This is a genomic window from Serratia sp. TSO36 (genome assembly GCF_057808395.1).
In genome coordinates this window covers 161096-186857 of record NZ_JBJZOU010000012.1, presented here as the reverse complement: position 1 = coordinate 186857, position 25762 = coordinate 161096, and the positions used below count along the sequence as shown (strand labels likewise).

Genomic DNA, 25762 nt, shown 5'->3' with positions numbered 1-25762 from the left:
CAGAGACTTCTGACCCATGGACTTTTCCCGCTTTTTCATCGACCGACCGATCTTTGCCGCGGTGCTGTCGATACTGATTTTTGTCGCCGGGGTGATAGCCATCCCGCTGCTGCCGATCAGCGAGTACCCGGACGTGGTGCCGCCCAGCGTGCAGGTGCGCGCAGAATACCCGGGCGCCAACCCGAAAGAGATCGCTGAAACGGTGGCCACGCCGCTGGAAGAAGCGATCAACGGCGTCGAAAACATGATGTACATGAAATCGGTCGCCGGTTCCGACGGCGTGCTGGTGACCACCGTCACCTTCCGCCCGGGCACCGATCCCGATCAGGCCCAGGTGCAGGTGCAAAACCGCGTGGCGCAGGCCGAAGCGCGCCTGCCGGAAGACGTGCGCCGCCAGGGCATCACCACTCAGAAACAGTCCCCGGCGCTGACGCTGGTGGTGCATCTGGTCTCGCCTTCCGGCAAGTACGATTCGCTGTACCTGCGCAACTACGCCACCCTGAAGGTCAAGGATGAGCTGGCCCGCCTGCCGGGCGTCGGCCAGGTGCAGATCTTCGGCGCCGGTGAGTATGCGATGCGCATCTGGCTCGATCCTAACAAGGTCGCCGCGCGTGGGCTGACCGCCTCCGACGTGGTGAGCGCCATGCAGGAGCAAAACGTGCAGGTCTCCGCCGGCCAGCTCGGCGCGGAGCCGATGCCGACGCGCAGCGACTATCTGCTGTCGATCAACGCCCAGGGGCGCCTGCAAACCGAAGAAGAGTTCGGCAACATCATCCTCAAGAGCGGCGACAACGGCGAGATCGTGCGGCTGCGCGACGTGGCGCGCATCGAAATGGGCTCCGGCAGCTACGCGCTGCGCGCCCAGCTCAATAACAAGGATGCGGTCGGTATCGGTATCTTCCAGTCGCCGGGCGCCAACGCCATCGAGCTGTCGGACGCGGTGCGCGGCAAGATGGCCGAGCTGGCGACCCGCTTCCCGGACGGCATGAGTTGGAAATCGCCTTACGATCCGACTGTGTTCGTGCGCGATTCGATCCGCGCGGTGGTGGATACCCTGCTGGAAGCGGTGATCCTGGTGGTGCTGGTGGTCATTCTGTTCCTGCAGACCTGGCGCGCCTCGATCATTCCGCTGTTGGCGGTCCCGATCTCCGTGGTCGGCACCTTCGCCGCGCTGTATCTGCTGGGCTTCTCGCTCAATACCCTCAGCCTGTTCGGGCTGGTGCTGGCGATCGGCATCGTGGTGGATGACGCCATCGTGGTGGTGGAAAACGTCGAGCGTAATATCGAAGAGGGGCTGTCGCCGCTGGCGGCGGCGCACCAGGCGATGCGCGAGGTCTCCGGCCCGATCATCGCCATCGCCGTGGTGCTGTGTGCGGTGTTCGTACCGATGGCGTTCCTCTCCGGCGTTACCGGGCAGTTCTATAAGCAGTTCGCCGTCACCATCGCCATCTCGACGGTGATCTCCGCCATCAACTCGCTGACCCTGTCGCCGGCGCTGGCGGCACGCTTGCTCAAACCGTACGGCGCGCCGAAAGATCTGCCGTCGCGCCTGATCGACCGGCTGTTCGGCTGGCTGTTCCGGCCGTTCAACCGCTTCTTCGCCAGCAGTTCGCAACGCTACCAGCGCGGCGTCTCCCGCGTGCTGGGCCGGCGCGGCGCGGTGTTTGTCGTCTACCTGCTGCTGCTGGCCGCCGCCGGGGTGATGTTCAAGACCGTGCCCGGCGGCTTTATCCCGACGCAGGACAAGCTGTACCTGATCGGCGGCGTGAAAATGCCGGAAGGCGCCTCGCTGGAACGCACCGATGCGGTGATCCGCAAGATGAGCGCCATCGGCCTGAGCGTGGACGGCGTCACCGATGCGGTGGCCTTCCCCGGCCTGAACGCGCTGCAGTTCACCAATACGCCGAATACCGGCACGGTGTTCTTCGCGCTGGAGTCGTTGAGCACCCGTACCCGCACCGCGGCGCAGATCAACGCCGAGATCAACGCGCGCATTTCACAGATCCAGGAAGGCTTCGCCTTCTCAATCATGCCGCCGCCGATCCTCGGCATCGGCCAGGGCTCCGGCTATTCGCTGTACGTGCAGGATCGCGCCGGGCTGGGCTACGGCGCGTTGCAAACGGCGATCAACACCATGTCCGGCGCCATTATGCAAACGCCGGGCATGGGGTTCCCGATCTCCTCATATCAGGCCAACGTGCCGCAGCTGGACGCCAAAATCGATCGCGACAAGGCCAAGGCGCAGGGGGTGCCGCTCAATGCGCTGTTCAGCACGCTGCAGACCTACCTCGGTTCGTCTTACATCAACGACTTCAACCGCTATGGCCGCACCTGGAAAGTGATGGCGCAGGCAGACGGCCAGTTCCGCGACAGCGTGGAAGACATCGCCAACCTGCGCACCCGCAACGACAAGGGTGAAATGGTGCCGATCGGCAGCATGGTCAACATCGGCACTACCTACGGCCCGGATCCGGTGATCCGCTATAACGGCTTCCCGGCGGCGGATCTGATCGGCGACGCCGATCCGCGCGTGCTTTCCTCTACCCAGGCGATGGGCGCGCTGACGCAGATGGCCGGCAAGCTGCTGCCGAACGGCATGAACATCCAGTGGACCGATCTGAGCTATCAGCAATCGACCCAGGGCAACGCCGCGCTGGTGGTGTTCCCGGTGGCGGTGCTGCTGGCGTTCCTCGCGCTGGCGGCGCTGTACGAAAGCTGGACGCTGCCGCTGGCGGTGATCCTGATCGTGCCGATGACCATGCTGTCGGCGTTGTTCGGCGTGTGGCTGACCGGCGGCGACAACAATGTGTTCGTGCAGGTCGGGTTGGTCGTTCTGATGGGGCTGGCCTGCAAGAACGCCATTCTGATCGTCGAGTTCGCCCGTGAGCTGGAAATGCAGGGCAAAGGCATCGTCGAGGCGGCGCTGGAGGCCTGTCGCCTGCGGTTGCGGCCGATCGTGATGACCTCCATCGCCTTCATCGCCGGCACTATCCCGCTGATCCTCGGCCACGGCGCCGGCGCCGAGGTGCGCGGCGTCACCGGCATCACGGTGTTCTCCGGCATGTTGGGGGTCACCCTGTTCGGGCTGTTCCTGACGCCGGTTTTCTACGTCACGCTGCGGCGCCTGGTGGCGCGCAAAGCGCAGCCGCAGACCGTCTGAACGCGGCGTTAAAATGCAAAAAGGTCGGGCATTGCCCGACCTTTTTTTATGCATGCGAACCGCGATTATTTGTCTGCGGTTTCAGCCTCTTGCGCGGCGGCGTACTCCGCGCAGGCGCGCTTGTCGCCCCGCTCCAGTTCGGCCAGCGAATCGGCCACGGTATGGCGCGCCAGCACCGCAAGCGAAGCCTGTTCGGCTTCGTTCACCACCGATTTGAAATACCAGCAGGCGTTGGCGCTCACCAGGCAACGGGCCGGCACTTCAGGGCGGGAAGCCCAGATGCGCTTGTCGTCGATCACCGCCAGATAGATGTCCCGCAGGGTGATCTCTTCCGCCGGGCGGCCGAGGTGGATAGAGCCGTTGCGGCCCAGGGTGGAAACGATGATGCCGTCTTTGGTCAGCGGAACCATCAGTTTGCGGATAAAGCTGGGGTTGGCTTCCAGAGCGGCGGCAAGGGTGGCGCTCGTCGAACGCATGCCCTGCTTCTCAGCTACGGCGACGCTAAGGACCATTTGCAACGCTGTCGGAAAGCGAAAATCTAACATGTCGTTATCTCTGCGAGACGAAATACTCGGGTTTGGCCGGTGTGGCGATTGGCGCCGATAACACCGCTTAATTGCACAATAATATAACAAACGCGGGGGCTTTTTTGAAGTTTTGCCCAGTGATATCGCACGCAGACATTAGAACGATCGCAAATTGTTGGGCGGGCAGAAAACAGAAACCCGCGTCAATGTTAACGCCGCTCGCTTAACCGGGTTAAACGATCAGAACTAACACTGCCCGCGGGCTTAATTCGAATGTGGCGATCAGGCTCTGTTCAGCACCAGCTGGCCGTTTTTATCCAACGGGATTTGCGTGCCCGGATCGTGATCCATGCGGATCTTGCCCTGCTGATTGCCGATCTTGTAGGTCACGTCATAGCCCAGCATTTTCTGAGACTTGTCATAGACCGTTTTGCAACGCTGCTGCACGCTGGTGGTGACGTCATTATTCTGCATCGCCCCTTGCACCTGGTTACCGGCATAGCCGCCGCCCAGCGCGCCGACCACGGTCGCCACGTCGCGCCCGCGGCCGCCGCCGAACTGGTGGCCGATCACGCCGCCCGCCACTGCGCCCAGCACAGAACCGGCGATGCGGTTTTCATCCTGCACCGGCGCACGGTGCGTAACGGTGACGTTGCGGCATTCCTGACGCGGCGTTTTGATGGTTTCTTTAATCGGCGTTGCGGCGAGCACCTGCGCATATTGCGGACCGGCAGAAAAGACGTCCAGGCTGGCTACCGCGGCAATCCCCAGAGCAGCAGCGATACCAATTCCAACACCGGCTAACATTGACTTGTTCACAGGAAACCTCCTGAAAGTGTTACCACGCATTTTTTCCGGGGTCTGTTACCGGCATGGCACCGCGCTTATTATTTTGCGCGTGGGCGGCTTGCGGTATCCCGGTTTACGGCGTGCGCGACGCGCCGTCTGTAAACGAGGTAAAGTCTGCACAATGATCTGAAGCCCCGCAATAAGACAAGGGGACCAAAAATGCGGGAAAACGGCCGTTTTTCCGCTGTTTAGGAGGAATCTTAAGAATTTTACCCATACCGACGACAGCTTATGCTGAAGAATCAAGCAACCGCCGCCGATCGCCTCGCGCCGCCATAAAAAAACCCGCGCGGGCGAACCGGCGCGGGTTGGTCGACAAAGGCGGGATCAGTGCATTTTCAGACGTGGGCGGATCACCCGGTTGATGCCGCCCACCAGCATCATCAGGCCGGTTTTGATGTAACCGTGCAACGCCACCTGGTGCATGCGGTACAGCGAGATGTAGACGAAGCGCGCGATGCGCCCTTCCACCATCATCGAGCCGCGCATCAGGTTGCCCATCAGGCTGCCGACGGTGCTGAAGCGCGACAGCGACACCAGCGAGCCGTGGTCTTTATACACGTATGGCTTCAGCGTCTGGCCGTTCATCAGCGCCAGGATATTGGTGGCGCAGCGCGAGGCCATCTGGTGCGCCGACTGGGCGCGCGGCGGCACGAAACCGCCGCCCTCTTTCGGGCAGGAGGCGCAGTCGCCGATGGCGAAGATGTTCGGATCGCGCGTGGTCTGCAGCGTTGGCTCCACCACCAGCTGGTTGATGCGGTTGGTTTCCAGGCCGCCGATATCCTTCATGAAGTCCGGCGCCTTGATTCCGGCCGCCCACACCATCAGATCGGCGTCGATGAATTCGCCGCCCTTGGTGTTCAGGCCTTTGGCATCGGCGCTGGTCACCATGGTGTTGGTCAGCACGCGCACGCCCAGTTTGATCAGCTCCTGGTGCGCCGCAGCAGAAATGCGCGGCGGCAGCGCCGGCAGAATGCGCTCGCCGGCTTCTACCAGCGTCACGTTGAGCGCGCTGTTGTCCAGGCCTTCGAAACCGTAGCTGTGCAGCTGCTTCACCGCGTTGTGCAGTTCGGCGGACAGCTCGACGCCGGTGGCGCCGCCGCCGACGATGGCGATGTTGACCCGCTCTTTTTGCCCCGGCTGCGCCGAGAATTTCAGGAACAGATTGAGCATTTCGTTGTGGAAACGACGCGCCTGATGCGGGTTATCCAGGAAGATGCAGTGCTCTTTCACGCCCGGCGTACCGAAATCGTTCGAGGTGCTGCCCAGCGCCATCACCAGAATGTCGTACGGCAATTCGCGCGCCGGCACCAGCTCACCGCCCTGCTCGTCGCAGATCTGCGCCAGCTGCAGCGTTTGCGTCTCGCGGTTGATGTTGGTCAACGACCCCAGTTGGAAGCTGAAATGGTGGTTGCGCGCGTGCGCCAGGTAGCTGAGCGCATCCACGCCGTCATCGAGGGAACCGGTCGCCACTTCGTGCAACAGCGGTTTCCACAAATGGCTGTGGTTGCGATCCACCAGCGTGATCTCCGCTTTGTTCTTGCGGCCAAGTTTATGGCCCAGGCTGGTCGCCAGCTCCAAGCCACCGGCGCCGCCGCCAACAATAACGATTTTCTTCTTTGGCGTTGTCAAAATAACCCCCTAAATGTGAACCATTTGTTATTCCAGGGTAAATAAATAATATCCTTAGAATACATAGGGTTCGCTTAAAATAAATCGGCTCTCTGAGGCCAGAATAACATGTGAGGTTATTTGGTCATACCAAAATTGACGTACATCAAATTTTTTTGGTTAAAGGCTGGACGCGGGGATTTTTTGGGGATTGTGATTCAAATAGTTAGCGCTGAGTCACAGTTTTAAATTTTGCCGATTGCCACGAAAAACTTTACCTTGGCGTACAAAAAAGCCGCACTTTCCGTCGGTACAAAACGGGGAGCGCGGCTCGCGGCGGCGTTATGAAACTGTTAACCCAGCGCCTTGAACGCCTTGATCCGCTGCAGATGGGGGGAGATGTTTTTGAACTTGTGCGTCTGCTGTTCATCCCACACGATTTCGTAGTAGTGATGCAGCAATTCGGCGCTGCGCCGGTTATCCAGCACCTCGTCGTGCCGCGACAGCACCACCAGACAGCGGTCGCGGTTCTTCTCGCGGAAATCCTCCACGCACTTGGTGGCGATATCGCGATACTCTTCCGGCCGGTCTATCTTGCCGTGCATGTGCTCTTCCGGGTACAGATTGGGGTTGAACATCGCCTGGCGAATGCCGCACAGGAAGCCGATGCGCTCCGCCCAAAAACCGCCGAGGCCGACCCCGCAGATCAACGGGTGCGCGTCGCCGCCCTGCTGCACCGCCTTGTCCACCTCTTTCAACAGATGCTGCATGTCGTGACGCGGATGCAGTGTGCTGTAGCTGATGAAGCGCACGTCCGGATCGATAAACTGCAGCTGTAACACCTTTTCATGATTGCCGGGACTGGTGGAATCGAAGCCGTGCAAATAGATAATCATGTGGATCCTCGCAACAAGCCAAGGGCCGCGGGCGCGGCCCTCATCATTTCCGCTCTGCGCCGCGATGCGGCGCCTGGATTCACCCTTGCGAACGCTGCTTGTGCTCCTCCCAGCGTTCGCTCAGCGCGCTGAGCGCCTTGTGCGCCTGCTGCCAGCGCTCGGAGTCGCGCAGTTCCTGACGGGTGAACTGACCGCGATGATATAACCGCTTCACCTTCTCTGCTTTGACCGGGGACAGGTTATCCAGCACGCTGACTGCACCTTCGCGGTGGTTGCACACCAGGATCATGTCGCAACCGGCATCCAGCGCCGCCTGGCCGCGCTCGGCGTAGCTGCCCATAATGGCGGCGCCTTCCATCGACAGATCGTCGGAGAAAATCACGCCGTCGAAGCCCAGCTCCCGACGCAGGATCTGCTGCAGCCAGTAAGGCGAGCCGCTGGCCGGGCGCGGGTCCGCTTCAGTATAGATGACGTGGGCCGGCATGACGGCGTCCAGCAGCTGGCGGTTGATCAGCTCACGGAAGATCGCCATGTCGTGCTCGCGGATCTGCGCCAGCGGCCGCGGATCGCGCGGGGTTTCCTTGTGCGAATCGGCGCTGACGGCGCCGTGCCCAGGGAAGTGTTTGCCGGTGGTTTTCATGCCGGCGCTGTGCATGCCGAGGATAAAGCGTTCGGCCATCGCCAGCGCCTGCTGCGGATCGCTGTGGAACGAACGCTCGCCGATCGCCGCGCTGCCGTGGCCGATGTCCAGCACCGGTGCGAAGCTGATGTCGATATCCTGCGCGATCATTTCCGCCGCCATCAGCCAGCCGGCCTCCTGCGCCAGCCGGCCGCCTTCCTGCGCATCGTGCAACGCGGCGAACGACTGCGCCGCCGGCAGGCGGGTGAAGCCCTCGCGGAAGCGCTGCACGCGCCCGCCTTCCTGGTCTACCGCCACCACCAGCCGATCGTGCGATTCGGCGCGGATCTGGCGCACCAGCTCACGCAGCTGCTCCGCATCGTGGAAGTTGCGGGTAAACAGGATCAATCCGCCAACCAGCGGGTGTTTCAAAATCTCGCGTTCTTCTGCATCCAGCTCGTAGCCGGCGACATCTAGCATTACTGGGCCCACGGGCACCTCACTTCATTATTGTTCGTTCAGAATTCGGATGATGATAAACAGAATCGCCGGCGCACCGCAGCGCCCCAGCGTAAAAATTCGGCGTCGCCGCTCTGCTGCCAGCGCACTTCAAACCACAGCAGCATCAGATAATCCACCCACGGCAGCCAGCCCCGCACCTGGGCCTGCAGCCGGGCGGCGTCGTGATAGCCCTGGCGCGCGTAGTGCTGCAAAAAGCGCTGCTGCTGCCCGGCCGACCAACCATTGCCGCGAAACAGCGCGGCGATATCCAGCGCCACGTCGCCGTCGGCGGCATACTCCCAGTCGATCAATCGCAGCCCCTCGCCGGTGGCGAGCAAATTGCCCGGGTGGATATCCATGTGCAGCGGCGCCAGGCGCAGCGGCCGTGGCGGCACACTTAGCAAAAAATGGCGCTGCAGGCGCAGCCAGGCGGGGGTTACACGCCGCGTATCCAGCTGCGGCCAGTAGCGGAGGAACTGCCGCCGCAGATCCAGCCGGTAACCGCTGAGCGGCCGCCGATGCAGTTCCGCCGCCATCGCCGCCAGCTCGCCGCGCTCATTCAGCGCCGCAAACTCGGCATCTGTGACGACGTCACCTTCGAGCCATTCGAGGATAAGCCACTGATTATTCTGTGCGAAAACCCGCGGCCCCAGCCCCGGCGCGCAGCGGCGCAAGACCCGCGCTTCCCGCCGTCGGCTCACGCCCAGCGCGCGTTTTTCCGCACTGTGTTGCCGCGCCAACAGCGTGACGCCCGCGCCGTCGATGCGCCAGCTCTCGCCGGTCAGCCCCTGCACCGGGCTGAAATGACAACCGGCGGTATTCACCGCCGGCAGTCTGGTTTCCATCAATCGTCGCAGCGCGGCCTCAGCGTTTAACGGCGCCATTGCCCGACCAGACGATCTCGCCGGTTTGCACCAGCATCAGCTGCATATCCAACGCCGGCGACTTCACGTCGCCGCTGACGTCGCTGTACAGCACGTACTGCGCGCCGACGATGCGCGCCAGGCCAATCGCCTTGCTGCGCGAACCGAAGCTGTCATCCGCCGACAGGCCCAGCGTTTGTCTGGCGCTGGTCAGCTTCGCTTCCGGCACCACGCTGAAGGTGGAATTCGACGCCAGCGCCTTGTACAGCGCCGCGGTGGCTTTGCCCATCTGCAGCGAACCATTGGTGTTGTTCTTGACGCTGTCCAGCAGCAGCACGCTGCCGGCCGCGACGCCATCGGCCTTCAGCATCTGCCCCACCAGCGGCTGGACGCTGCCCAGCCAGTCGAGCTGCTGAATTTTCGGCGGCTGCGGCACCGGCTCGGTGGTTGGCGGCTGCGGCTGCTCGACCGGCGGCGTCGGCTGTTCCGGTTCGACGGTGACCGGCGGCAACGGTTGTTCCGGCTCAGGCGGGCGCGACAGACAGCCGCTGAGGGTTAATGCGGCCAGCGCCACTAAGACGTACTTTTTCATGCTTTTTCTCCAAACCTGGCAAGCGCTTACAGGTACAGATACAGACGCGCGCTTTTAGCGTCCAGATTGCCGTTAATCGAGTAAATTTTGGCGTCCGAGTCGGGCGCCACCACGATCTCGCGCGGTTTCTCGAAGGGGCGAATATCCAGCCCCTGCGCGTCGTACCAATAGAAGCGGTAATGTACGGTGACCGGCGTCATTTGGCTGTTGTTGAGCACCGAGGTCGCCATCACCCGCCCGGAGGCATTCGAAATCGAGGGCGTATCGGCCAAAATGCCGGCGGTCAGCACCGAAGGATCCATCACCACCGTCTGCCCTTGGTTGACCGCGATGCCGGGCGGTGAACTGCATCCCATCAGCAACGCGGCGGGCAGCGCCAACGCCATCAGACCACGGAGAGTTTTTTTACCGCGCATGATTTCCTCGCTTAACGTGACAGCAGCGGCCCCAGCGAGCGGCCACCGACCAGGTGCATGTGAATATGATAGACCTCCTGACCGGCGTGGCGGTTGCAGTTGACGATCAGGCGGTAGCCGTCCTCGGCGATGCCTTCCTGTTCGGCGATCTTCGCCGCGGCGGTGATCATGCGGCCCAGCGCGGCTTCATGCTCCACGGTCACGTCGTTGACGGTTGGGATCAGCACGTTGGGAACGATCAGCACATGGGTGGGTGCCTGGGGAGAGATGTCACGGAAAGCGGTGACCAGTTCGTCCTGATAAACCACATCAGCAGGGATTTCGCGGCGGATAATTTTACTGAAAATCGTTTCTTCGGCCATCTGGCGTTCCTTGTTTTACACAATTAGCTGTACGCAGTATGAGTGACAAATTCTACTGCTTTCAACCTGATTGCGCACTTTCCACGTCGAGTGCTGCAGATTCGCGCAGCCCGGCGCCCCGCTTGTGCATCTTTTCACTTTGGTTATTCACTATTGTTGCTTTACTTGCCCCGCGCCGCCGCCAATAGTAACCCCATGATTAACAAAGGATAGAGGGTGCTATGCCACTGAAGATTTCGGCGCTGTGCGCGCTGTTGCTGAGCGCCGCCGTGCAGGCGGCCACGGCGGGCGGTATCGATCTGCAGGCTAACCGAGAGCCGATACGCGCGGAGAAAAACCCGGCCGCTATCGCACTGATTCCGGCAAACTTTCACTTCGCGGTGCCCGGCAAGCTGACGGTGGCGGTGGCGTTCGAGAACTCCCCGCCGCTGGCGCTGTTCGCCGAGGACAATAAAACGCTGATCGGCAGCGATCCGGACATCGCCCGCCTGGTGGCCGACAGCCTCGGGCTGGCGCTGAATCTGGTGCCTACCTCGTGGGAAGATTGGCCGCTGGGCATCAGCGCCGGCAAATACGACGCGGCGATCTTCAACATCGCCGTCACCAAACTGCGCAAGACCAAATTCGACTTCGCGACTTATCGGGTGGACACGCTGGGCTTTTACGTCAAATCCACCAGCCACATCACCTCGATCAACCGGCCGCAGGACGTCGCCGGGCTGCGGATCATCGTCGGATCCGGCACCAATCAGGAAAACATACTGTTGGGATGGGATAAGCAAAACCGCGCCGCCGGGTTGCCGCCGGTGCAGCTGATCTACGTGACCGACGACGCCGCCACCAACCTCAGCATTCAGTCCGGGCGCGCCGATGCGTTCTTCGGCCCCCACTCCACCGGCGCCTACAAGGCGGCGCTGACCGGCAAAACCAAAATGGTCGGCATCGGCCCCAGCGTGGCCTACGTCGCGGTCACCACCAAAAAAGGCAACGGATTGGTGAACGCCGTCAACGCCGCGATCAATGGCGCGATCGTCAGCGGCGAATACGCGCAGGTGCTGCAGCGCTGGGGCGAAGGCGACGAAAAGGTCGAGCGCTCCGCCATCAACCCGCCGGGCATCGGCGACTAGCCGCCGATCAGCTGCGGGGCATGCCGACGCATCCACTCGGCCAGCGAGTCCAGCGTCGGCCGCAGCGATTTGCCGAGCGCGGTGACCTGATACTCCACCCGAGGCGGCACTTCGGGAAACACCTGCCGCGTCACCAGGCCGCGCTGCTCGAACAGCCGCAGCTGACGCGTCAGCTCTTTCTGCGCAATGGGCGCCACCGCCCGCTGCAGCTCGCTGAATCGCACCGGGCCATCGATCATTATCAGCCGGTACAGGATCGGTATCGCCCACTTGCCCGACACCAGATTGACGAAGTCCACCATCGGGCAGGGTTCGCCCGCCGGCGGCAACGCCGCCAAATTATTTTCCGCCGCGAATGGCGCTTGTGCCGTCATTTCATCCCGCCTCGTCCTTTAGTATCCAAAAGGTGCCTACTATGCAAAAGGAACTATAGCGCAAATAATGCCGCAACTGACGCTAAAGAGGAATCGGTTATGGCACGACTGCAAGGCAAATACGCATTGATTACCGGCGGCACCAGCGGCATCGGGTTGGAAACCGCCCGCCAGTTCATCGCCGAGGGCGCGACGGTGGCGATCACCGGACGCAGCCAAAGCGCCCTGGACGCGGCGGGCCAGGCATTGGGAAGCAAGGCGCTGTTGCTGCTGAGCGACGCCGGCGATATTCCGCAGCAGCGCGAACTGGCGCAGCGGCTGGGGCAACGGTGGCCGCGGCTGGACGTGCTGTACATCAACGCCGGCGACGTTACGCATCGCCCGCTGCAGGAGTGGGATGAGCAGAGCTATCAGCGGCTGATGGACATCAATCTGAAAGGGCCGTTTTTTCTGATCCAGGCGCTGCTGCCGCTGCTGGCCAACCCTTCTTCGGTGATCCTATGCGGTTCGGTCAGCGCCCATATCGGCCTGCCGCAGAGCAGCGCCTACGCCGCCAGCAAAGCCGGTTTGTTGTCTTTGGCCAGAACGCTCTCCGGCGAGCTGCACGCGCGCGGCATTCGCCTTAACGGCCTCAGCCCCGGCCCGACCGAAACCCCGGCGTTGGGTAAGCTGGGGCTGGCGGAAGCGGATGAACAGGCATTACGCGACGATATCCGCGCGCTGGTGCCGATCGGCCGCATGGGCAGCGCGCTGGAGCTGGCCAAAGCGGCGGTGTTTCTGGCGGCGGACGAGTCGGCCTTTATGGTCGGCGCCGAGCTGCAGATGGACGGCGGCGTGGGGAATTTATAATTTAGCGACGCGGCCCATAAGATCACCCCAGCCCAGGGATCTCGACGCCGAAGGTCTGCAACAGCAGCACCACGTTGAGCAGCACGATCACCACCGTGCCGACCACCGCCGCCAGACTGGTCCAGCGGCCGTTGGCGAACTCGCCCATGATGTCGCGGCGGCGGGTGAACATCACCAGCGCAATCATCGGCGCCGGCAGCGCCAGGCTCAGTACCACCTGGCTATAGACCAGCGCGTCGGTGGCGTTGACGCCCATCGCCACCACGATAAACGCCGGCACCATGGTGACCAGGCGGCGCACCCACACCGGGATGCGAAAACCGACGAAGCCCTGCATGATCATTTGCCCGGCCATGGTGCCCACCACCGAGCTGGAAATGCCGGAGGCGATCAACGAAGCGAGGAAGATGCCGGCGGCCGCCGCGCCGAACAGCGGCGTCAACGTATGGTAGGCGGTGCCAATTTCGGCCACGTCGCTATTACCGGCGTGGAAGGCGCTTGAGGCCATGATCACCATCGCAATATTCACCAGCCCGGCAAGCGCCAGCGCGATCACCACTTCAATATTGGAAAAACGCAGCAGCTTGCGCCGCTCGCCGTTGTCGCTGGCCGGGCTACGGTGCTGGGTCAGCCCCGAGTGCAGGAAAATGGCGTGCGGCATCACGGTTGCGCCAATAATGCCGACGGCGATGGTCAGCGCCTGCGCGTCCGGCAACTGCGGCGTCACCATGCCGAGGCCGGCCGCTTGCCAGTCCACCGGTACGATGAACATCTCCACCAGATAGCACAGCGCGATGATGCCCACCAGGCCGCCGATCATCAGCTCGACCGGGCGGAAACCTTTCTTTTCCACCATTAACAGCGCATAGGTGATCACCGCCGTCACCCCCATCCCCGCCAGCAGCGGCATATGGAACAGCAGCGCCAGCGCGATCGCCCCGCCGAGAAACTCCGCCAGATCGGTGGCCATCGCCGCCACTTCGCTGAGCAGCCACATGCCGATCACTACCGGCCGTGAAAACTGGTCGCGGCACATCTCCGCCAGATTACGGTTGGTGACGATGCCGAGCTTGGCCGACAGCGCCTGGAACAGCATGGCGATCAGGTTGGCCATCACCACCACCCACAGCAGGCTGTAGCCGTATTTCGCCCCGGCCTGAATATTGGTGGCGAAGTTGCCGGGATCCATATAGGCAATAGAGGCAATCACCGCCGGGCCGGCGAACAGCAACGGCGTAAAGGCGCCGCGCTTGCGTCCGGCAAGGGCGGCGCCAATCGCGATGTTGGTCCGTTCGGTTAACGATGGAGTGGTTGCCGCGTCACGCATGAATTACCCTCAATCTTTCACTGGTTATTTTTCCACCTACCATGCCGACAATGTAGCATCGGCTACACTTTATGCAACAGGCGAAATTCATTGGCTTTGTGTAGAGATATTTCTAACTACCACAATGCGTGGCATCGAATTGATAATGTGTGCTATTTGGACTAACTTAGGGCAACCCTCCCCGCACTGCCGGGAGATGCCATTTTTATGCTTACAGGACGCCCCACGCTATGGTTACCCGCGCGCCAGATAACGCCGACCGCCACGCCCAGACCGACATGCCGGACGAGGCCGAGCACGCCCTGCGTTTTAGCCGCGCCCGCGAAGCGCAGTCCAATGCGCTGATCGAAGATTACGTTGAGCTGATCGCCGATTTGCTGCAAAGCACCCGCGAAGCCAGAACCACCGACATCGCGCGCCGCTTCGGCGTGTCTCACCCGACGGCGATCAAAAATATCGCGCGGCTGAAAAGCGCCGGACTGGTGGAATCGCGCCCTTATCGCGGGGTGTTTTTAACGGAAGAAGGCGAGCTGCTGGCGCAGAAGGTGCGCCGCCGTCACCGCATCGTGGTCGATCTGCTGATGTGCGTCGGGGTGCCGAGCGAAACCGCCGAGCTGGACAGCGAAGGGATTGAGCACCATATCTCGGACGAAACGCTGGCGGTGTTCGAGCATTACCTGCAAAAGCACGCCAAGCCCTGACTCCCGGAGCGCCGATGAGCTACGCCGTGCGGCAAATCCATGATCTGCGCCTGGTGGTTTTCGCCGAAGCCGGGCCGCCATTGAAAGACGAAAACGACGTCAGCCTGTTTATCGCGCCCGCCTTTGAGCACGATGCCGGAATGATTGCCCTCCCCGTCAACCGCCTCAACACCGCCTTTTTCCAGCTCAGAAGCGGCGTGGCCGGCGCCGTATTGCAGAAATTCATCAACTACCGCCTGCGCGTTGCGCTGCTGGGCGATATCTCCCCCTGGCTGGCGCAAAGCAACGCGCTGCAAGATTTCGTGCGTGAAGCCAACCGCGGCGAACAGGTCTGGTTCCTCCCTTCTCTTGCCGAACTCGAACAGCGGCTTGGTGCCTGACGGCAGGCAATAAAAAAGGGAGGCTTTCGCCTCCCTTGGTAACTCCCCTGCCTGAATCAGTGATTACGGATGTATTCGTCCATATCGGTTTTCAGGTTGTCGGACTTGGTGCCGAAGATGGCCTGCACGCCGGAGCCCGCGACGACTACGCCGGCTGCGCCCAGTTTCTTCAGGCCCGCCTGATCAACTTTGGACACGTCGGCCACGCTGACGCGCAGACGGGTGATACAAGCATCCAGGTTAGTGATGTTTTCTTTACCGCCGAAGGCCTGAACCAGCGCCGCGGACATTTCTGAACCGCCCTGCGCAGTCTGCTCGGCAGCGGTGTCTTCACGGCCCGGGGTTTTCAGATCCAGCTTGGCGATCAGCACGCGGAAGATGGTGTAGTACACCAGACCGTAGACGATGCCGACGATTGGGAACAGCCAGATTTTGCTGCTGTTGCCGCTCAGTACGATAAAGTCGATCAGGCCGTGCGAGAAGCTGGTGCCATCGCGCATGCCCAACAGGATGCAGATTGGGAACGCCAGGCCGGCCAGGATAGCGTGGATCACGTACAGGATCGGCGCGACGAACATGAAGGAGAACTCGATCGGCTCGGTGATACCGGTCAGGAACGAGGTCAGCGCGGCGGAGATCATGATGCCGCCGACTTTCGCGCGGTTTTCCGGCTTGGCCGAGTGCCAGATGGCGATGGCCGCAGCAGGCAGACCGTACATTTTGAACAGGAAGCCGCCGGACAGTTTGCCCGCGGTAGGGTCGCCCGCCATGTAGCGAGGGATGTCGCCGTGGAATACCTGGCCCGCCGCGTTGGTGAATTCACCGATTTGCATTTGGAACGGTACGTTCCAGATGTGGTGCAGACCGAACGGCACCAGAGCACGCTCAACCACGCCGTAAATGCCGAAGGCCACGACCGGGTTCTGATAGGCCGCCCACTGCGAGAAGGTCTGGATAGCCGTACCGATCGGCGGCCAGATGAAGGACAGCACTACGCCCAGAACGATCGCCGCCAGACCGGAAATGATCGGCACGAAACGCTTACCGGCAAAGAAGCCCAGGTATTCCGGCAGTTGAATGCGGAAGAAGCGGTTGAACATATAGGCCGCGATGGCGCCGGAGATAATCCCCCCGAGCACACCGGTATCCGCCAGGTGTTTGGCCGCAATCTCTTCAGCCGGCAGGTGCAGCACCAGCGGCGCAACCACCGCCATGGTTTTCACCATGATGCCGTAGGCCACCACCGCCGCCAGCGCGGAAACGCCGTCGTTGTTGGTGAAGCCCAAAGCGACGCCGATGGCGAAAATCAGCGGCATGTTGGCGAAGACCGAACCGCCCGCTTCCGCCATCACGTGGGAGACTACCGCAGGTAGCCAGCTAAAGTTGGCGGAGCCGACGCCCAGCAGGATACCTGCGATAGGCAACACGGACACCGGCAGCATGAGCGATTTACCTACTTTTTGCAGGTTTGCAAATGCGTTCTTGAACATAGTTGAGTGTGCTCCTGAGTAATAATGCTTTGCTACTTCTTGTCGCGATGATTCGCGCTGCAAGGGGGGGAGAAAAACCCCTGCAATTCAGGGTGTCTGAGCACCCCTTGAATTTATTACGCAGAGTAAAATAAATAGCCTGCGCAATGTTTGATGACAATCACGTTTCGATGATCGAGCCGCGGTAACTTTGCATAAACCGGCTGTTTTTTGGCGAAACAGACCAAAAAACACGCATCAATCACCCTGAAACGGGAGGGAACCTTACCCGTTTCAGTGATTAATTACGAGCTTAAAAAAAATTACGCAGACAATGACCTACAGCTATAGCCTAGGTCAAAGATCACAGATCGAGGTGAAATAAACGTGAAAAGTTGGCGGTGGTGGCTTCGGCCAGTTGTTCCAGGCTGACGCCCTTCAATACCGCCATGTATTCAGCCACATCGCGCACATAGGCGGGTTGGTTTTCTTTGCCGCGATGCGGCACCGGTGCCAGATAAGGCGAGTCGGTTTCCACCAGAATGCGATCCAGCGGCACATAGCGCGCCACCTCGCGCAGCTGTTCGGCGTTGCGGAAGGTGACGATGCCCGAGAAGGAGATGTAGAAGCCCAGATCCAGCAGAGCTTCGGCCGTGGCCAGATCTTCAGTGAAGCAGTGGAGTACGCCGCCGCAGTCCTGTGCGTTCTCTTCACGCAGGATCGCCAGCGTGTCCGCGCGCGCATCGCGAGTGTGGACGATCACCGGCTTGTTCAGATCCCGGCCGATGCGGATATGTTCGCGGAAAGAGTCCTGCTGCAGCTCAAGGTTGTCTTTCTGGTAGAAGTAATCGAGCCCGGTCTCCCCCAGCGCCACCACTTGCTCCGCCGCCGCCAGGCGACGCAGTTCGGCGTAATCATACCCCTCTTCCAGATTGAGCGGATGCACCCCGCAGGAGAAGGCCACGTCGTTGCGCTCGCCGATCAGCTCGGTCATGGAACGGTAACCCGGCAGCGTGGTGGCAACCGCCAGCACATAGCCGACGTCGCGCGCCTTGGCTTTGGCCAGCGCATCGTCCACATTCTGGTGCAGCGTTTGATAATCCAGACTGTCAAGGTGGCAATGAGAATCGACTAACAACATAATTTTTAACTCTTTTACTTTACAGCGAATGAGGTTGGGAATAGCCGGCGGCGCCGAGCATCTGTTCCCAGCGAAGTAACTGTTCGGTCAGCAGCAGCTCGCGGTTGACGCCCACCACGCTGAGCAGCTGATGGCGGCAGTTCAGCCACTGCTGCACGATCTGCTGCAGCGAGGCGCTGCTCAGCAGGCTGGCCAGCTGATGCACCAGCGGCTGCTGATCCTGATTCAATACATAGTGATGCGCGCCCTGCTGCCACTTCATCGCGTCCACCAGCAACGCGCACAGCCAGTGCAGGCGCTCGGCGACGTCTTCATGGTTCAGCACCGGCAACAGCGACAGCATATCGCGCTGCGGCAGCGCGGCGCTCAACGCGGCGCACAGGGCGCTGCGCTGTTGCCACTGCTGCGGCTGCAACAGCTGTTCGGCGGCCAGCGGCGCGCCGTCGTGCAGGCGCAGCGCCGTGAGGCGGTCCGTCTGAGAGCCGGCCGCCTGTCGGCCCAGCCACTGCAGGCTGAGTTGCTCATCCGGGCTGGCCAAATGCCAATACAGGCAGCGGCTGCGCAACGTCGCCATCAGCCGCGACGGCTCACGGCAGCCCAGCAGAAAATAGGTTTTCTCCGGCGGCTCTTCCAGCGTTTTAAGCAGCGCGTTGGCCGCCGCTTCGGTCAGCTGTTCCGCCTGCGGCAGCCAAATCACTTTAGCGCCGCCCTGCTGCGCGTGGGCGTACAGCGTTTCAATCACCTGGCGGATCGGCTCGATGCCCAGGCTGCTCTTGCCCTTTTCCGGCGCCAGCACGTGATAATCCGGGTGGTTTCCCGCCAGCATCAGCCGGCAGCTGTGGCACTCGCCGCAGCTTTTTTCACCGTTGCGCTGCTGGCAGATCAACCAGCGGCTCAGGCCGTAGGCCAGCGCATCGTCACCGTTGCCCGCCGCCGCGTGCAGCAGCAGCGCATGATGGCCTCGGCCGTCGGCGTACTGCCCAATCAGCTGGCGATAAGGGCCGTTCAGCCACGGGTACCAGTTCATTATGCGCCTTCCTGCTGCCGCAGCCAGTGGCCGACGCAGTCGCGGATCGCCACGGTCACCTGCTCCAGCGGCTGGGCGGCGTCGACGGTGACGATGGTTTCATCCTGCGCCGCCAGCTCGAGATAGCGAGCGCGGGTGCGTTCGAAGAACGGCAGCGCCTCCTGTTCGATGCGATCCAGCTGACCGCGCGCCTGTGCGCGTTGCAGGCCGACCAGCGGCGGCAGATCGAGATACACCGTCAAGTCCGGGCGAAAATCCCCCAGCACGGTGTCGCGCAGCGAGCTCATCAGCTGCGGATCCACGCCGCGGCCGCCGCCCTGGTAAGCCTGTGAAGAGAGATCGTGGCGATCGCCCACCACCCAGGCGCCGCGCGCCAGGGCCGGTTTGATCACGGTTTCCACCAGTTGCACGCGCGCGGCGTACAGCATCAATACTTCGGCCTTGATGGTCGGCAATTCGCCGTCGATGCCGCGCTTGAACAGATCGCGCAGTTTCTCCGCCAGCGGCGTACCGCCCGGCTCGCGGGTGAAGACGATGTCGTTGACGCCGTGTTCGCGCAGCACATTGACCACCGTGTCGCGCGCGGTGGTTTTACCCGCGCCTTCCAGCCCTTCGATAACAACGAATTTACTTTTCATTCTTTTCCTTTAACGCCTGACGGTACACGCGCACCGCCTGGTTATGGCTCGCCAGATTGGTGGTGAAGGTATGCCCACCCTTGCCGTCGGCGACAAAATAGAGATAAGGCGTTTTGGCCGGATTGGCGGCCGCCTGCAGCGAGGCCTCACCCGGCATGGCGATCGGCGTTGGCGGCAGGCCAGCGATCACATAGGTGTTGTAAGGCGTCGGCGTCTCCAGATCCTTGCGCGTGATGTTGCCATTATAGCTTTCGCCCATGCCGTAGATCACCGTCGGATCGGTCTGCAGGCGCATGCCGATGCGCAAGCGGTTGACGAACACCGACGCCACCTTGCTGCGCTCTTCCGGCACCGCAGTCTCTTTCTCGACGATCGAGGCCATGGTCAGCAGCTCTTCCGGCGTTTTATACGGCAGGCTGGTGTCGCGGCCGGCCCAGGCGGCCTGCAGCGCTTTGTTCATGCGCACGTGTGCGCGTTTGAGCAGCGCGATGTCGCTCATGCCGGCGGTATACTGATAGGTATCCGGGTACAAATGCCCTTCCGGCGTTTCTCCCGCAGGAATGCCGAGCGCGGCGGCAATCTCCGCTTCGCTCTTGCCCGCCAGGGTGTGTTTCAGGTACTTGGACTGCTGCAGCACCTGCTGCCAGTCACGCAGGCGTGAGCCTTCGATAAAGCGTGCGGTGAACTGCGCCTCTTTGCCGCTGGCCAACAGTTTCAGCATCTGGCGCACCGTCATGCCCGGCGTGAACCGGTAGGTACCGGCTTTAAACTCCGCCAGCTCCGGCTCCAGCTTCAGCAGCCACTGGAACCAGCGGCCGTTGCGCACCAGCTTATCGCGCACCAATAGCCCTTCCAGCGCTACCCGACCGGTGCCGGCCGGCAGTTTGAAGATGGTTTCTTGTTGGATAGCCAGTGGCGTATCGGCAAAGCGTTCGATCTTCTGGTAGCCCCAAAACAGCAGCGCCAATACCAGAACAACAATAATAGACAGGACCTTCAGCTTTCTTTTCTTCATCAATCAGCCATGGTTAACAGTGTGGACGCAAAAAATCATACAGCTGGCGCGAAGCATAGCGCCATGATTGCGCAGCGTTTACCGGCAGCAGCGGCATCAGCGCATTGCTCACCAGGACTTCGTCGGCATCGGCCAGCGTCTCCAGCGGTTCACTGACGCAGTGCAGACGATATTCCGAGTCTGCCAGCAGCGCGATCACCCGCCGCCGCATCAGGCCCGCGACGCCTGCCTGGCTCAGATCCGGGGTAAATACCGCTTTTCCCTTACGCCAGAACAAATTAGCCGCACAGCATTCCACCAGCATACCGGCAGTGTCAAGCACCAGCGCCTCGTCGGCGGCCGTCTGGTCAAGATGCGCGCGGATCAGCACCTGCTCCAGGCGGTTCAAATGCTTCAACCCCGCCAGCAACGGATTGCGCGCCAGCGCCACCGGGCTGAGCGCAAGCGTGATGCCCTGCTCGCGCCACTGCAAATAGTGCGCAGGGTAGCTGCTGCGGGCGACGATACGCGTCGGGTTTTCGCACCCCGTCGGGCTGTAACCCCGCCCGCCGCTGCCGCGCGTCAGTATCGCTTTGACCACGCCGAGCGGAATTGATTCGGCCGCCAGCGCCATCTCCCGCTCGAAAGCCAGCCAATCGGTGGCGGGCAGCATCAGCCGCTGCGCCGCTTGCTGCAGCCGCTCCAGATGCCAGGGCAGCAGCTCGATTTTACCATCGATAACCCGGGCAGTAGTAAAGCAGCCATCGCCGAACTGCAGGCCGCGATCGCTCGGCGCCAGCGCATCATGGCGTTGTCCGTTAATCCAGTACATGCTTCCTCCTGTTGCCGGGTGATTTCATTACGCTCGCAGGATAGCAGGCGGCGAGACGATACGCAGCCCCGCCGGCGGCCAAACGGCAGGCGTAAAAAAGCCCGGTTAAAAACCGGGCTTTTCATCAGCTATCCACAGCGCGAGTTACACTCGGCGGAAGATCAGCGAGCCGTTGGTGCCGCCGAAGCCGAAGGAGTTACACAGGCTGAACGCCATATCGCTGACCTGGCGCGCTTCGTGAGGCACGAAGTCCAGATCGCAACCTTCATCCGGGTTATCCAGGTTGATGGTTGGCGGTACCGCCTGATCGCGCAGCGCCAGCACGGTGAAGATAGACTCGATCGCGCCTGCCGCACCCAACAGGTGGCCAGTCATCGATTTGGTCGAGCTCACCAGCACGCGCTCTGCATCGGCGCCGAAGACGGATTTCACCGCCTGCGCTTCCGCCTGGTCGCCCGCTGGCGTAGAGGTGCCGTGCGCGTTGATGTAGCCGATTTGTGACGGGGTCACACCGGCGTCAAGCAGGGCATTTTCCATCGCCAGCGCAGCGCCTGCGCCGTTTTCCGGTGGCGACGTCATGTGATAAGCATCGCTGCTCATCCCAAAGCCCACCACTTCGGCGTAGATTTTCGCGCCGCGCTTTTTCGCGTGCTCGTACTCTTCCAGCACCATCATGCCGGCGCCGTCGCCCAGCACAAAGCCGTCGCGGTCTTTATCCCACGGACGGCTCGCCGCCTGCGGGTTGTCATTACGGGTGGACAGGGCGCGCGCTGCGCCAAAGCCGCCGACGCCCAATGGGGTGCTGGCTTTCTCTGCCCCACCGGCCAGCATCACGTCCGCATCATTGTAGGCAATGATACGCGCCGCATGGCCGATGTTGTGCACACCTGAAGTACAGGCGGTGGCGATGGAAATGCTTGGGCCACGCATGCCGTACATGATTGTCAGGTGACCGGCAATCATATTCACGATGGTGGATGGCACGAAGAACGGACTGATTTTCCGTGGGCCACCGTTAACCAGTGAACTGTGGTTTTCTTCGATCAAACCCAGGCCGCCGATGCCGGAACCGATCGCGGCTCCAATGCGGCTGGCGTTAGCCTCGGTGATGTCCAGGCCTGCATCCTGCATGGCTTGCATGCCAGCAGCGATACCGTACTGGATAAAGGCGTCCATCTTGCGCGCATCTTTGCGCGAGATGAAATCCTCGGAATTAAAATTCTTTACCAGGCCAGCAAACTTGGTCGCATAGGCAGTGGTATCGAAATGGTCGATCAGGCTGATGCCACTCTGACCGGCAAGAAGAGCGTTCCACGTGGACTCTACCGTATTGCCGACAGGAGACAACATGCCCAGTCCGGTCACAACTACTCGACGCTTAGACACGTTTGTCCTCCAGGGAGGGAAAAATATGACACTAGGGATAGAAAAAACTTAGGCGGTCGAGCGACCGCCTAGATATGTTCTCTTACTGCTGGCTAGCGTTGATGAAATCAATAGCTGCCTGAACAGTAGTGATCTTCTCAGCTTCTTCGTCTGGAATCTCGGTGTCGAATTCTTCTTCCAGTGCCATTACCAGCTCAACGGTGTCAAGAGAATCAGCGCCCAGATCTTCAACGAAAGAAGCGTTGTTCAAAACTTCTTCCTGTTTAACACCCAGTTGCTCAACAATGATTTTCTTAACGCGTTCTTCGATAGTGCTCATACTCTTAAATTTCCTATCAAAACTCGCTTTCGCGATGGTTTTCGTAGTGTATAAAATGCTGAAAAAGATGCAACTAAATCCCGGCTGGTCAAACCACGATTTTACGCTATTTTGCGGTTTTTGCCTCAAATAACGCAAATGGTTTTCACATTTTTTAAATCATGTACATGCCGCCATTGACATGTAACGTTTCACCGGTGATATAGCCGGCCTCATCAGAGGCCAAAAATGCAACAGCGCTGGCGATTTCTTTAGCATCGCCCAGCCGGTTGGCTGGAACTGATGACAAAATGCCTGCGCGTTGATCATCTGTCAACGCCCGTGTCATGTCCGTCTCAATAAAGCCAGGTGCCACGACGTTGACCGTAATGCCACGCGAAGCAACTTCACGTGCCAAAGATTTGCTAAAACCAATCAGACCGGCTTTAGCCGCCGCGTAGTTCGCCTGCCCTGCGTTCCCCATGGTGCCGACAACGGAACCGATGGTGATGATACGGCCAAACCGCTTTTTCATCATAGCGCGCATTACCGCTTTTGACAGGCGGAATACGGAAGTCAGGTTGGTGTCGAGGATATCCTCCCACTCATCATCCTTCATACGCATCAGCAGGTTATCACGCGTGATGCCGGCATTATTCACTAAAATGTCGATTTCGCCAAATTCGGCGCGAATCGATGCCAGCACGCTGTCGATAGATTGCGCATCAACAACGTTCAACATAAACCCTTTGCCGTTTGCGCCCAGGTAGCTGCTGATCGCTTCAGCGCCGCTCTCGCTGGTCGCGGTGCCGATCACTTTGGCGCCGCGTGCCACAAACGTTTCTGCAATAGCTCGGCCAATACCGCGGCTCGCGCCGGTGACCAGAACGATTTTACCTTCGAAGCTCATCATTTTCCTCTTTATTGTTCAAGCGCCGCCGACAGGCTGGCGGTGTCGTTCACCGCCGCAGCCGTCAGGGTGTCAACAATACGTTTAGTCAGACCGGTCAGCACTTTGCCCGGCCCCACTTCCAGCAGCGACGTCACTCCCTGTGCTGCGATAAATTCTACGCTCTCGGTCCAACGCACCGGGCTGTACAGCTGACGCACCAGCGCGCTACGGATCGCTTCCGGATCGTTTTCGGTACGCACGTCGACGTTGTTCACCACCGGCACCTGCGGCGCGTTGAAGGTGATATCCTGAAGCGCCACGGCCAGCTTGTCGGCGGCCGGTTTCATCAGCGCGCAGTGCGAAGGCACGCTCACCGGCAGCGGCAGCGCGCGCTTGGCGCCTGCGGCTTTGCAGGCAGCGCCTGCGCGCTCAACCGCTTCTTTGTTGCCGGCGATGACCACCTGGCCCGGCGAGTTGAAGTTGACCGGAGAAACCACCTGCCCCTGCGCAGACTCTTCACACGCCTTGGCGATCGCGTCGTTGTCCAGACCGATGATGGCGTACATCGCGCCGGTGCCTTCCGGCACCGCTTCCTGCATCAGCTTGCCGCGCAGCTCGACCAGACGGATCGCCGCCTTGAAGTCCAGCACGCCGGCGCAGACCAGCGCCGAGTATTCGCCCAGGCTGTGGCCCGCCATCAGCGCCGGCGCTTTACCGCCCTGCTGTTGCCAAACGCGGAAAATCGCCACCGAGGCGGCCAGCAGAGCCGGTTGGGTCTGCCAGGTTTTGTTCAGCTCTTCCGCCGGGCCTTGCTGCACCAGCTGCCACAGGTCGTACCCCAGTGCGGAAGAGGCTTCGCCGAAGGTTTCTTCGACGATCGGGAACTGTGCGGCCAACTCGGCCAGCATGCCAACGGTCTGCGACCCCTGGCCCGGGAAAACAAAAGCAAATTGCGTCATTTTTTCTTCCTGTCCAAATCAGAAACGAACCAGCGCCGAGCCCCAGGTAAAGCCGCCGCCGAAGGCCTCCAGCAGCACCAGTTGGCCACGCTGAATTCGCCCGTCGCGCACCGCTTCGTCCAGTGCGGAAGGCACCGAGGCGGCAGAGGTGTTGCCGTGACGATCGAGCGTCACCACCACTTTGTCCATCCCCATGCCCAGTTTTTTCGCCGTTGCGCTGATGATGCGCAGGTTGGCCTGGTGCGGCACCAGCCAATCCAGCTCGCTGCGGTCCATGTTGTTGGCCTGCAGCGTCTCGTCGACGATGCGCGCCAGCTCGGTAACCGCAACCTTGAAGACTTCGTTGCCCGCCATGGTGACATAGGCCGGCTTGTCTTGATTCTGGCGATCCTTGTACGGCAGCGTCAGCAGGTTGCCGTAGCTGCCGTCGGCATGCAGATGGGTAGAAAGAATGCCCGGCGCTTCAGAAGCCCCCAGCACCACCGCCCCTGCGCCATCGCCAAACAAAATGATGGTGCCGCGATCTTCAGGATCCAGCGTGCGCGACAAGACGTCCGCGCCGATAACCAGCGCATGTTTGACCGCGCCGTTTTTAACATACTGATCGGCCACGCTGAGCGCATAAGTAAAGCCGGCGCAGGCCGCAGCCAGATCGAACGCCGCACAGTCTTTGATGCCCAGCATTTGCTGCACCAGGCACGCCGCGCTCGGGAACGCGTGAGTGGTCGTGGTGGTCGCCACGACGATCAGCCCAATGTCTTCTTTAGCCACACCTGCCATTTCCAGCGCTTTCTCAGCGGCCTGGAAGCTCATCGTCGCAACGGTTTCATCCGCAGCGGCGATGCGACGTTCGCGGATACCGGTACGCGTGACGATCCATTCGTCAGAGGTATCCACCATTTTTTCCAAATCAGCATTGGTGCGCACTTGTACGGGCAAATAACTCCCCGTACCGAGAATCTTTGTATACAT

General features: G+C 61.0%; 27 protein-coding genes. 5 read left to right on the top strand and 22 right to left on the bottom strand.

Features of this window, described 5'->3' with window-relative positions:
* Nucleotides 1-16: 16 nt before the first annotated feature.
* On the top strand, nt 17-3160 hold the full coding sequence (sdeB, locus tag ACK3CV_RS10305) for a multidrug efflux RND transporter permease subunit SdeB (protein ID WP_164039895.1): 3144 nt from the start codon (nt 17-19) through the stop codon (nt 3158-3160).
* Between the two features lie 65 nt (nt 3161-3225).
* Here the strand turns inward: sdeB and ACK3CV_RS10300 are convergent, their stop codons facing one another.
* The 9 genes from ACK3CV_RS10300 to hinT all read right to left on the bottom strand — a co-directional run bounded on the left by ACK3CV_RS10300 (nt 3226) and on the right by hinT (nt 10396).
* Nucleotides 3226-3705, bottom strand: a complete 480-nt coding sequence (locus ACK3CV_RS10300; protein WP_025302433.1) for an RrF2 family transcriptional regulator — start codon at nt 3703-3705, stop codon at nt 3226-3228.
* A 264-nt stretch (nt 3706-3969) separates the two neighbouring features.
* On the bottom strand, nt 3970-4506 hold the full coding sequence (locus ACK3CV_RS10295; RefSeq protein ID WP_004928798.1) for a glycine zipper 2TM domain-containing protein: 537 nt from the start codon (nt 4504-4506) through the stop codon (nt 3970-3972).
* A 357-nt stretch (nt 4507-4863) separates the two neighbouring features.
* Complete coding sequence (locus ACK3CV_RS10290; protein WP_004928794.1) at nt 4864-6168, bottom strand: NAD(P)/FAD-dependent oxidoreductase; 1305 nt, start codon at nt 6166-6168, stop codon at nt 4864-4866.
* 332 nt (nt 6169-6500) lie between these two features.
* Nucleotides 6501-7043 carry an alpha/beta hydrolase YcfP gene (gene ycfP, locus ACK3CV_RS10285; protein WP_033638056.1) on the bottom strand — a complete coding sequence of 181 codons (543 nt, stop codon included), beginning with the start codon at nt 7041-7043 and terminating at the stop codon, nt 6501-6503.
* Nucleotides 7044-7122: 79 nt separating this feature from the next.
* Nucleotides 7123-8142 (bottom strand): beta-N-acetylhexosaminidase, encoded by a 1020-nt coding sequence (nagZ, locus tag ACK3CV_RS10280; RefSeq protein WP_033638055.1) that lies wholly within the window; start codon nt 8140-8142, stop codon nt 7123-7125.
* A gap of 38 nt (nt 8143-8180) precedes the next feature.
* Nucleotides 8181-9047 carry a thiamine kinase gene (gene thiK / locus ACK3CV_RS10275; RefSeq protein ID WP_049194615.1) on the bottom strand — a complete coding sequence of 289 codons (867 nt, stop codon included), beginning with the start codon at nt 9045-9047 and terminating at the stop codon, nt 8181-8183.
* Nucleotides 9028-9618 carry a penicillin-binding protein activator LpoB gene (gene lpoB, locus ACK3CV_RS10270; protein WP_033638053.1) on the bottom strand — a complete coding sequence of 197 codons (591 nt, stop codon included), beginning with the start codon at nt 9616-9618 and terminating at the stop codon, nt 9028-9030. Before lpoB ends, thiK begins: the two co-directional genes overlap by 20 nt.
* Before the next feature lie 26 nt (nt 9619-9644).
* On the bottom strand, nt 9645-10034 hold the full coding sequence (locus ACK3CV_RS10265) for a YcfL family putative periplasmic lipoprotein (RefSeq protein WP_033638052.1): 390 nt from the start codon (nt 10032-10034) through the stop codon (nt 9645-9647).
* 11 nt (nt 10035-10045) lie between these two features.
* Complete coding sequence (hinT, locus tag ACK3CV_RS10260) at nt 10046-10396, bottom strand: purine nucleoside phosphoramidase (protein ID WP_004928776.1); 351 nt, start codon at nt 10394-10396, stop codon at nt 10046-10048.
* Between the two features lie 221 nt (nt 10397-10617).
* On the opposite strand from hinT, the gene ACK3CV_RS10255 reads away from it, so the two are divergent.
* The gene (locus tag ACK3CV_RS10255; protein ID WP_164039893.1) at nt 10618-11523 is read left to right on the top strand and encodes a transporter substrate-binding domain-containing protein; all 906 of its coding nucleotides are present in this window, start codon (nt 10618-10620) and stop codon (nt 11521-11523) included.
* Here ACK3CV_RS10255 and ACK3CV_RS10250 read toward each other — a convergent pair.
* A complete protein-coding gene (locus tag ACK3CV_RS10250; RefSeq protein ID WP_072265263.1) occupies nt 11520-11897 on the bottom strand; it encodes a winged helix-turn-helix transcriptional regulator in 378 nt (125 codons plus the stop codon). The two genes, ACK3CV_RS10255 and ACK3CV_RS10250, sit on opposite strands and share 4 nt — an antisense overlap.
* Nucleotides 11898-11996: 99 nt before the next feature.
* Between ACK3CV_RS10250 and ACK3CV_RS10245 the strand changes: the two genes are divergently transcribed.
* Nucleotides 11997-12746 (top strand): SDR family oxidoreductase, encoded by a 750-nt coding sequence (locus tag ACK3CV_RS10245; protein WP_033638050.1) that lies wholly within the window; start codon nt 11997-11999, stop codon nt 12744-12746.
* 22 nt (nt 12747-12768) lie between these two features.
* On the opposite strand, the gene ACK3CV_RS10240 is transcribed toward ACK3CV_RS10245, so the two are convergent.
* Complete coding sequence (locus ACK3CV_RS10240; RefSeq protein ID WP_033638049.1) at nt 12769-14073, bottom strand: Nramp family divalent metal transporter; 1305 nt, start codon at nt 14071-14073, stop codon at nt 12769-12771.
* Nucleotides 14074-14303: 230 nt separating this feature from the next.
* On the opposite strand from ACK3CV_RS10240, the gene mntR reads away from it, so the two are divergent.
* Both mntR and ACK3CV_RS10230 read left to right on the top strand, forming a co-directional pair.
* On the top strand, nt 14304-14774 hold the full coding sequence (gene mntR / locus ACK3CV_RS10235; RefSeq protein WP_033638048.1) for a manganese-binding transcriptional regulator MntR: 471 nt from the start codon (nt 14304-14306) through the stop codon (nt 14772-14774).
* A gap of 14 nt (nt 14775-14788) precedes the next feature.
* Nucleotides 14789-15154 carry a DUF4180 domain-containing protein gene (locus ACK3CV_RS10230; protein ID WP_033638047.1) on the top strand — a complete coding sequence of 122 codons (366 nt, stop codon included), beginning with the start codon at nt 14789-14791 and terminating at the stop codon, nt 15152-15154.
* Between the two features lie 56 nt (nt 15155-15210).
* On the opposite strand, the gene ptsG is transcribed toward ACK3CV_RS10230, so the two are convergent.
* The 11 genes from ptsG to ACK3CV_RS10175 all read right to left on the bottom strand — a co-directional run bounded on the left by ptsG (nt 15211) and on the right by ACK3CV_RS10175 (nt 25762).
* Nucleotides 15211-16644: a PTS glucose transporter subunit IIBC gene (gene ptsG / locus ACK3CV_RS10225; RefSeq protein WP_016928184.1), complete on the bottom strand. Its 1434-nt coding sequence runs from the start codon at nt 16642-16644 to the stop codon at nt 15211-15213.
* A 343-nt stretch (nt 16645-16987) separates the two neighbouring features.
* A complete protein-coding gene (locus ACK3CV_RS10220) occupies nt 16988-17764 on the bottom strand; it encodes a metal-dependent hydrolase (RefSeq protein ID WP_033633350.1) in 777 nt (258 codons plus the stop codon).
* 19 nt (nt 17765-17783) lie between these two features.
* Nucleotides 17784-18791, bottom strand: coding sequence for a DNA polymerase III subunit delta' (holB, locus tag ACK3CV_RS10215; protein ID WP_033638046.1), 1008 nt, complete (start codon nt 18789-18791; stop codon nt 17784-17786).
* Nucleotides 18791-19429: a dTMP kinase gene (tmk, locus tag ACK3CV_RS10210; RefSeq protein WP_164039892.1), complete on the bottom strand. Its 639-nt coding sequence runs from the start codon at nt 19427-19429 to the stop codon at nt 18791-18793. The genes holB and tmk overlap by 1 nt, the downstream gene beginning before the upstream one ends.
* Nucleotides 19419-20444, bottom strand: coding sequence for an endolytic transglycosylase MltG (gene mltG, locus ACK3CV_RS10205; RefSeq protein WP_033646443.1), 1026 nt, complete (start codon nt 20442-20444; stop codon nt 19419-19421). The genes tmk and mltG overlap by 11 nt, the downstream gene beginning before the upstream one ends.
* 13 nt (nt 20445-20457) lie before the next feature.
* Entirely contained in the window at nt 20458-21255 is a 798-nt protein-coding gene (gene pabC / locus ACK3CV_RS10200; protein ID WP_164039890.1) for an aminodeoxychorismate lyase, read from the bottom strand.
* 144 nt (nt 21256-21399) lie between these two features.
* Nucleotides 21400-22641: a beta-ketoacyl-ACP synthase II gene (fabF, locus tag ACK3CV_RS10195; protein ID WP_060706437.1), complete on the bottom strand. Its 1242-nt coding sequence runs from the start codon at nt 22639-22641 to the stop codon at nt 21400-21402.
* Nucleotides 22642-22723: 82 nt separating this feature from the next.
* Entirely contained in the window at nt 22724-22960 is a 237-nt protein-coding gene (gene acpP / locus ACK3CV_RS10190; protein ID WP_004719003.1) for an acyl carrier protein, read from the bottom strand.
* Nucleotides 22961-23114: 154 nt separating this feature from the next.
* Nucleotides 23115-23849: a 3-oxoacyl-ACP reductase FabG gene (fabG, locus tag ACK3CV_RS10185; protein ID WP_016928193.1), complete on the bottom strand. Its 735-nt coding sequence runs from the start codon at nt 23847-23849 to the stop codon at nt 23115-23117.
* Between the two features lie 11 nt (nt 23850-23860).
* Nucleotides 23861-24790 (bottom strand): ACP S-malonyltransferase, encoded by a 930-nt coding sequence (gene fabD, locus ACK3CV_RS10180; RefSeq protein ID WP_015377451.1) that lies wholly within the window; start codon nt 24788-24790, stop codon nt 23861-23863.
* 18 nt (nt 24791-24808) lie between these two features.
* Nucleotides 24809-25762 carry a beta-ketoacyl-ACP synthase III gene (locus ACK3CV_RS10175; protein WP_025302411.1) on the bottom strand — a complete coding sequence of 318 codons (954 nt, stop codon included), beginning with the start codon at nt 25760-25762 and terminating at the stop codon, nt 24809-24811.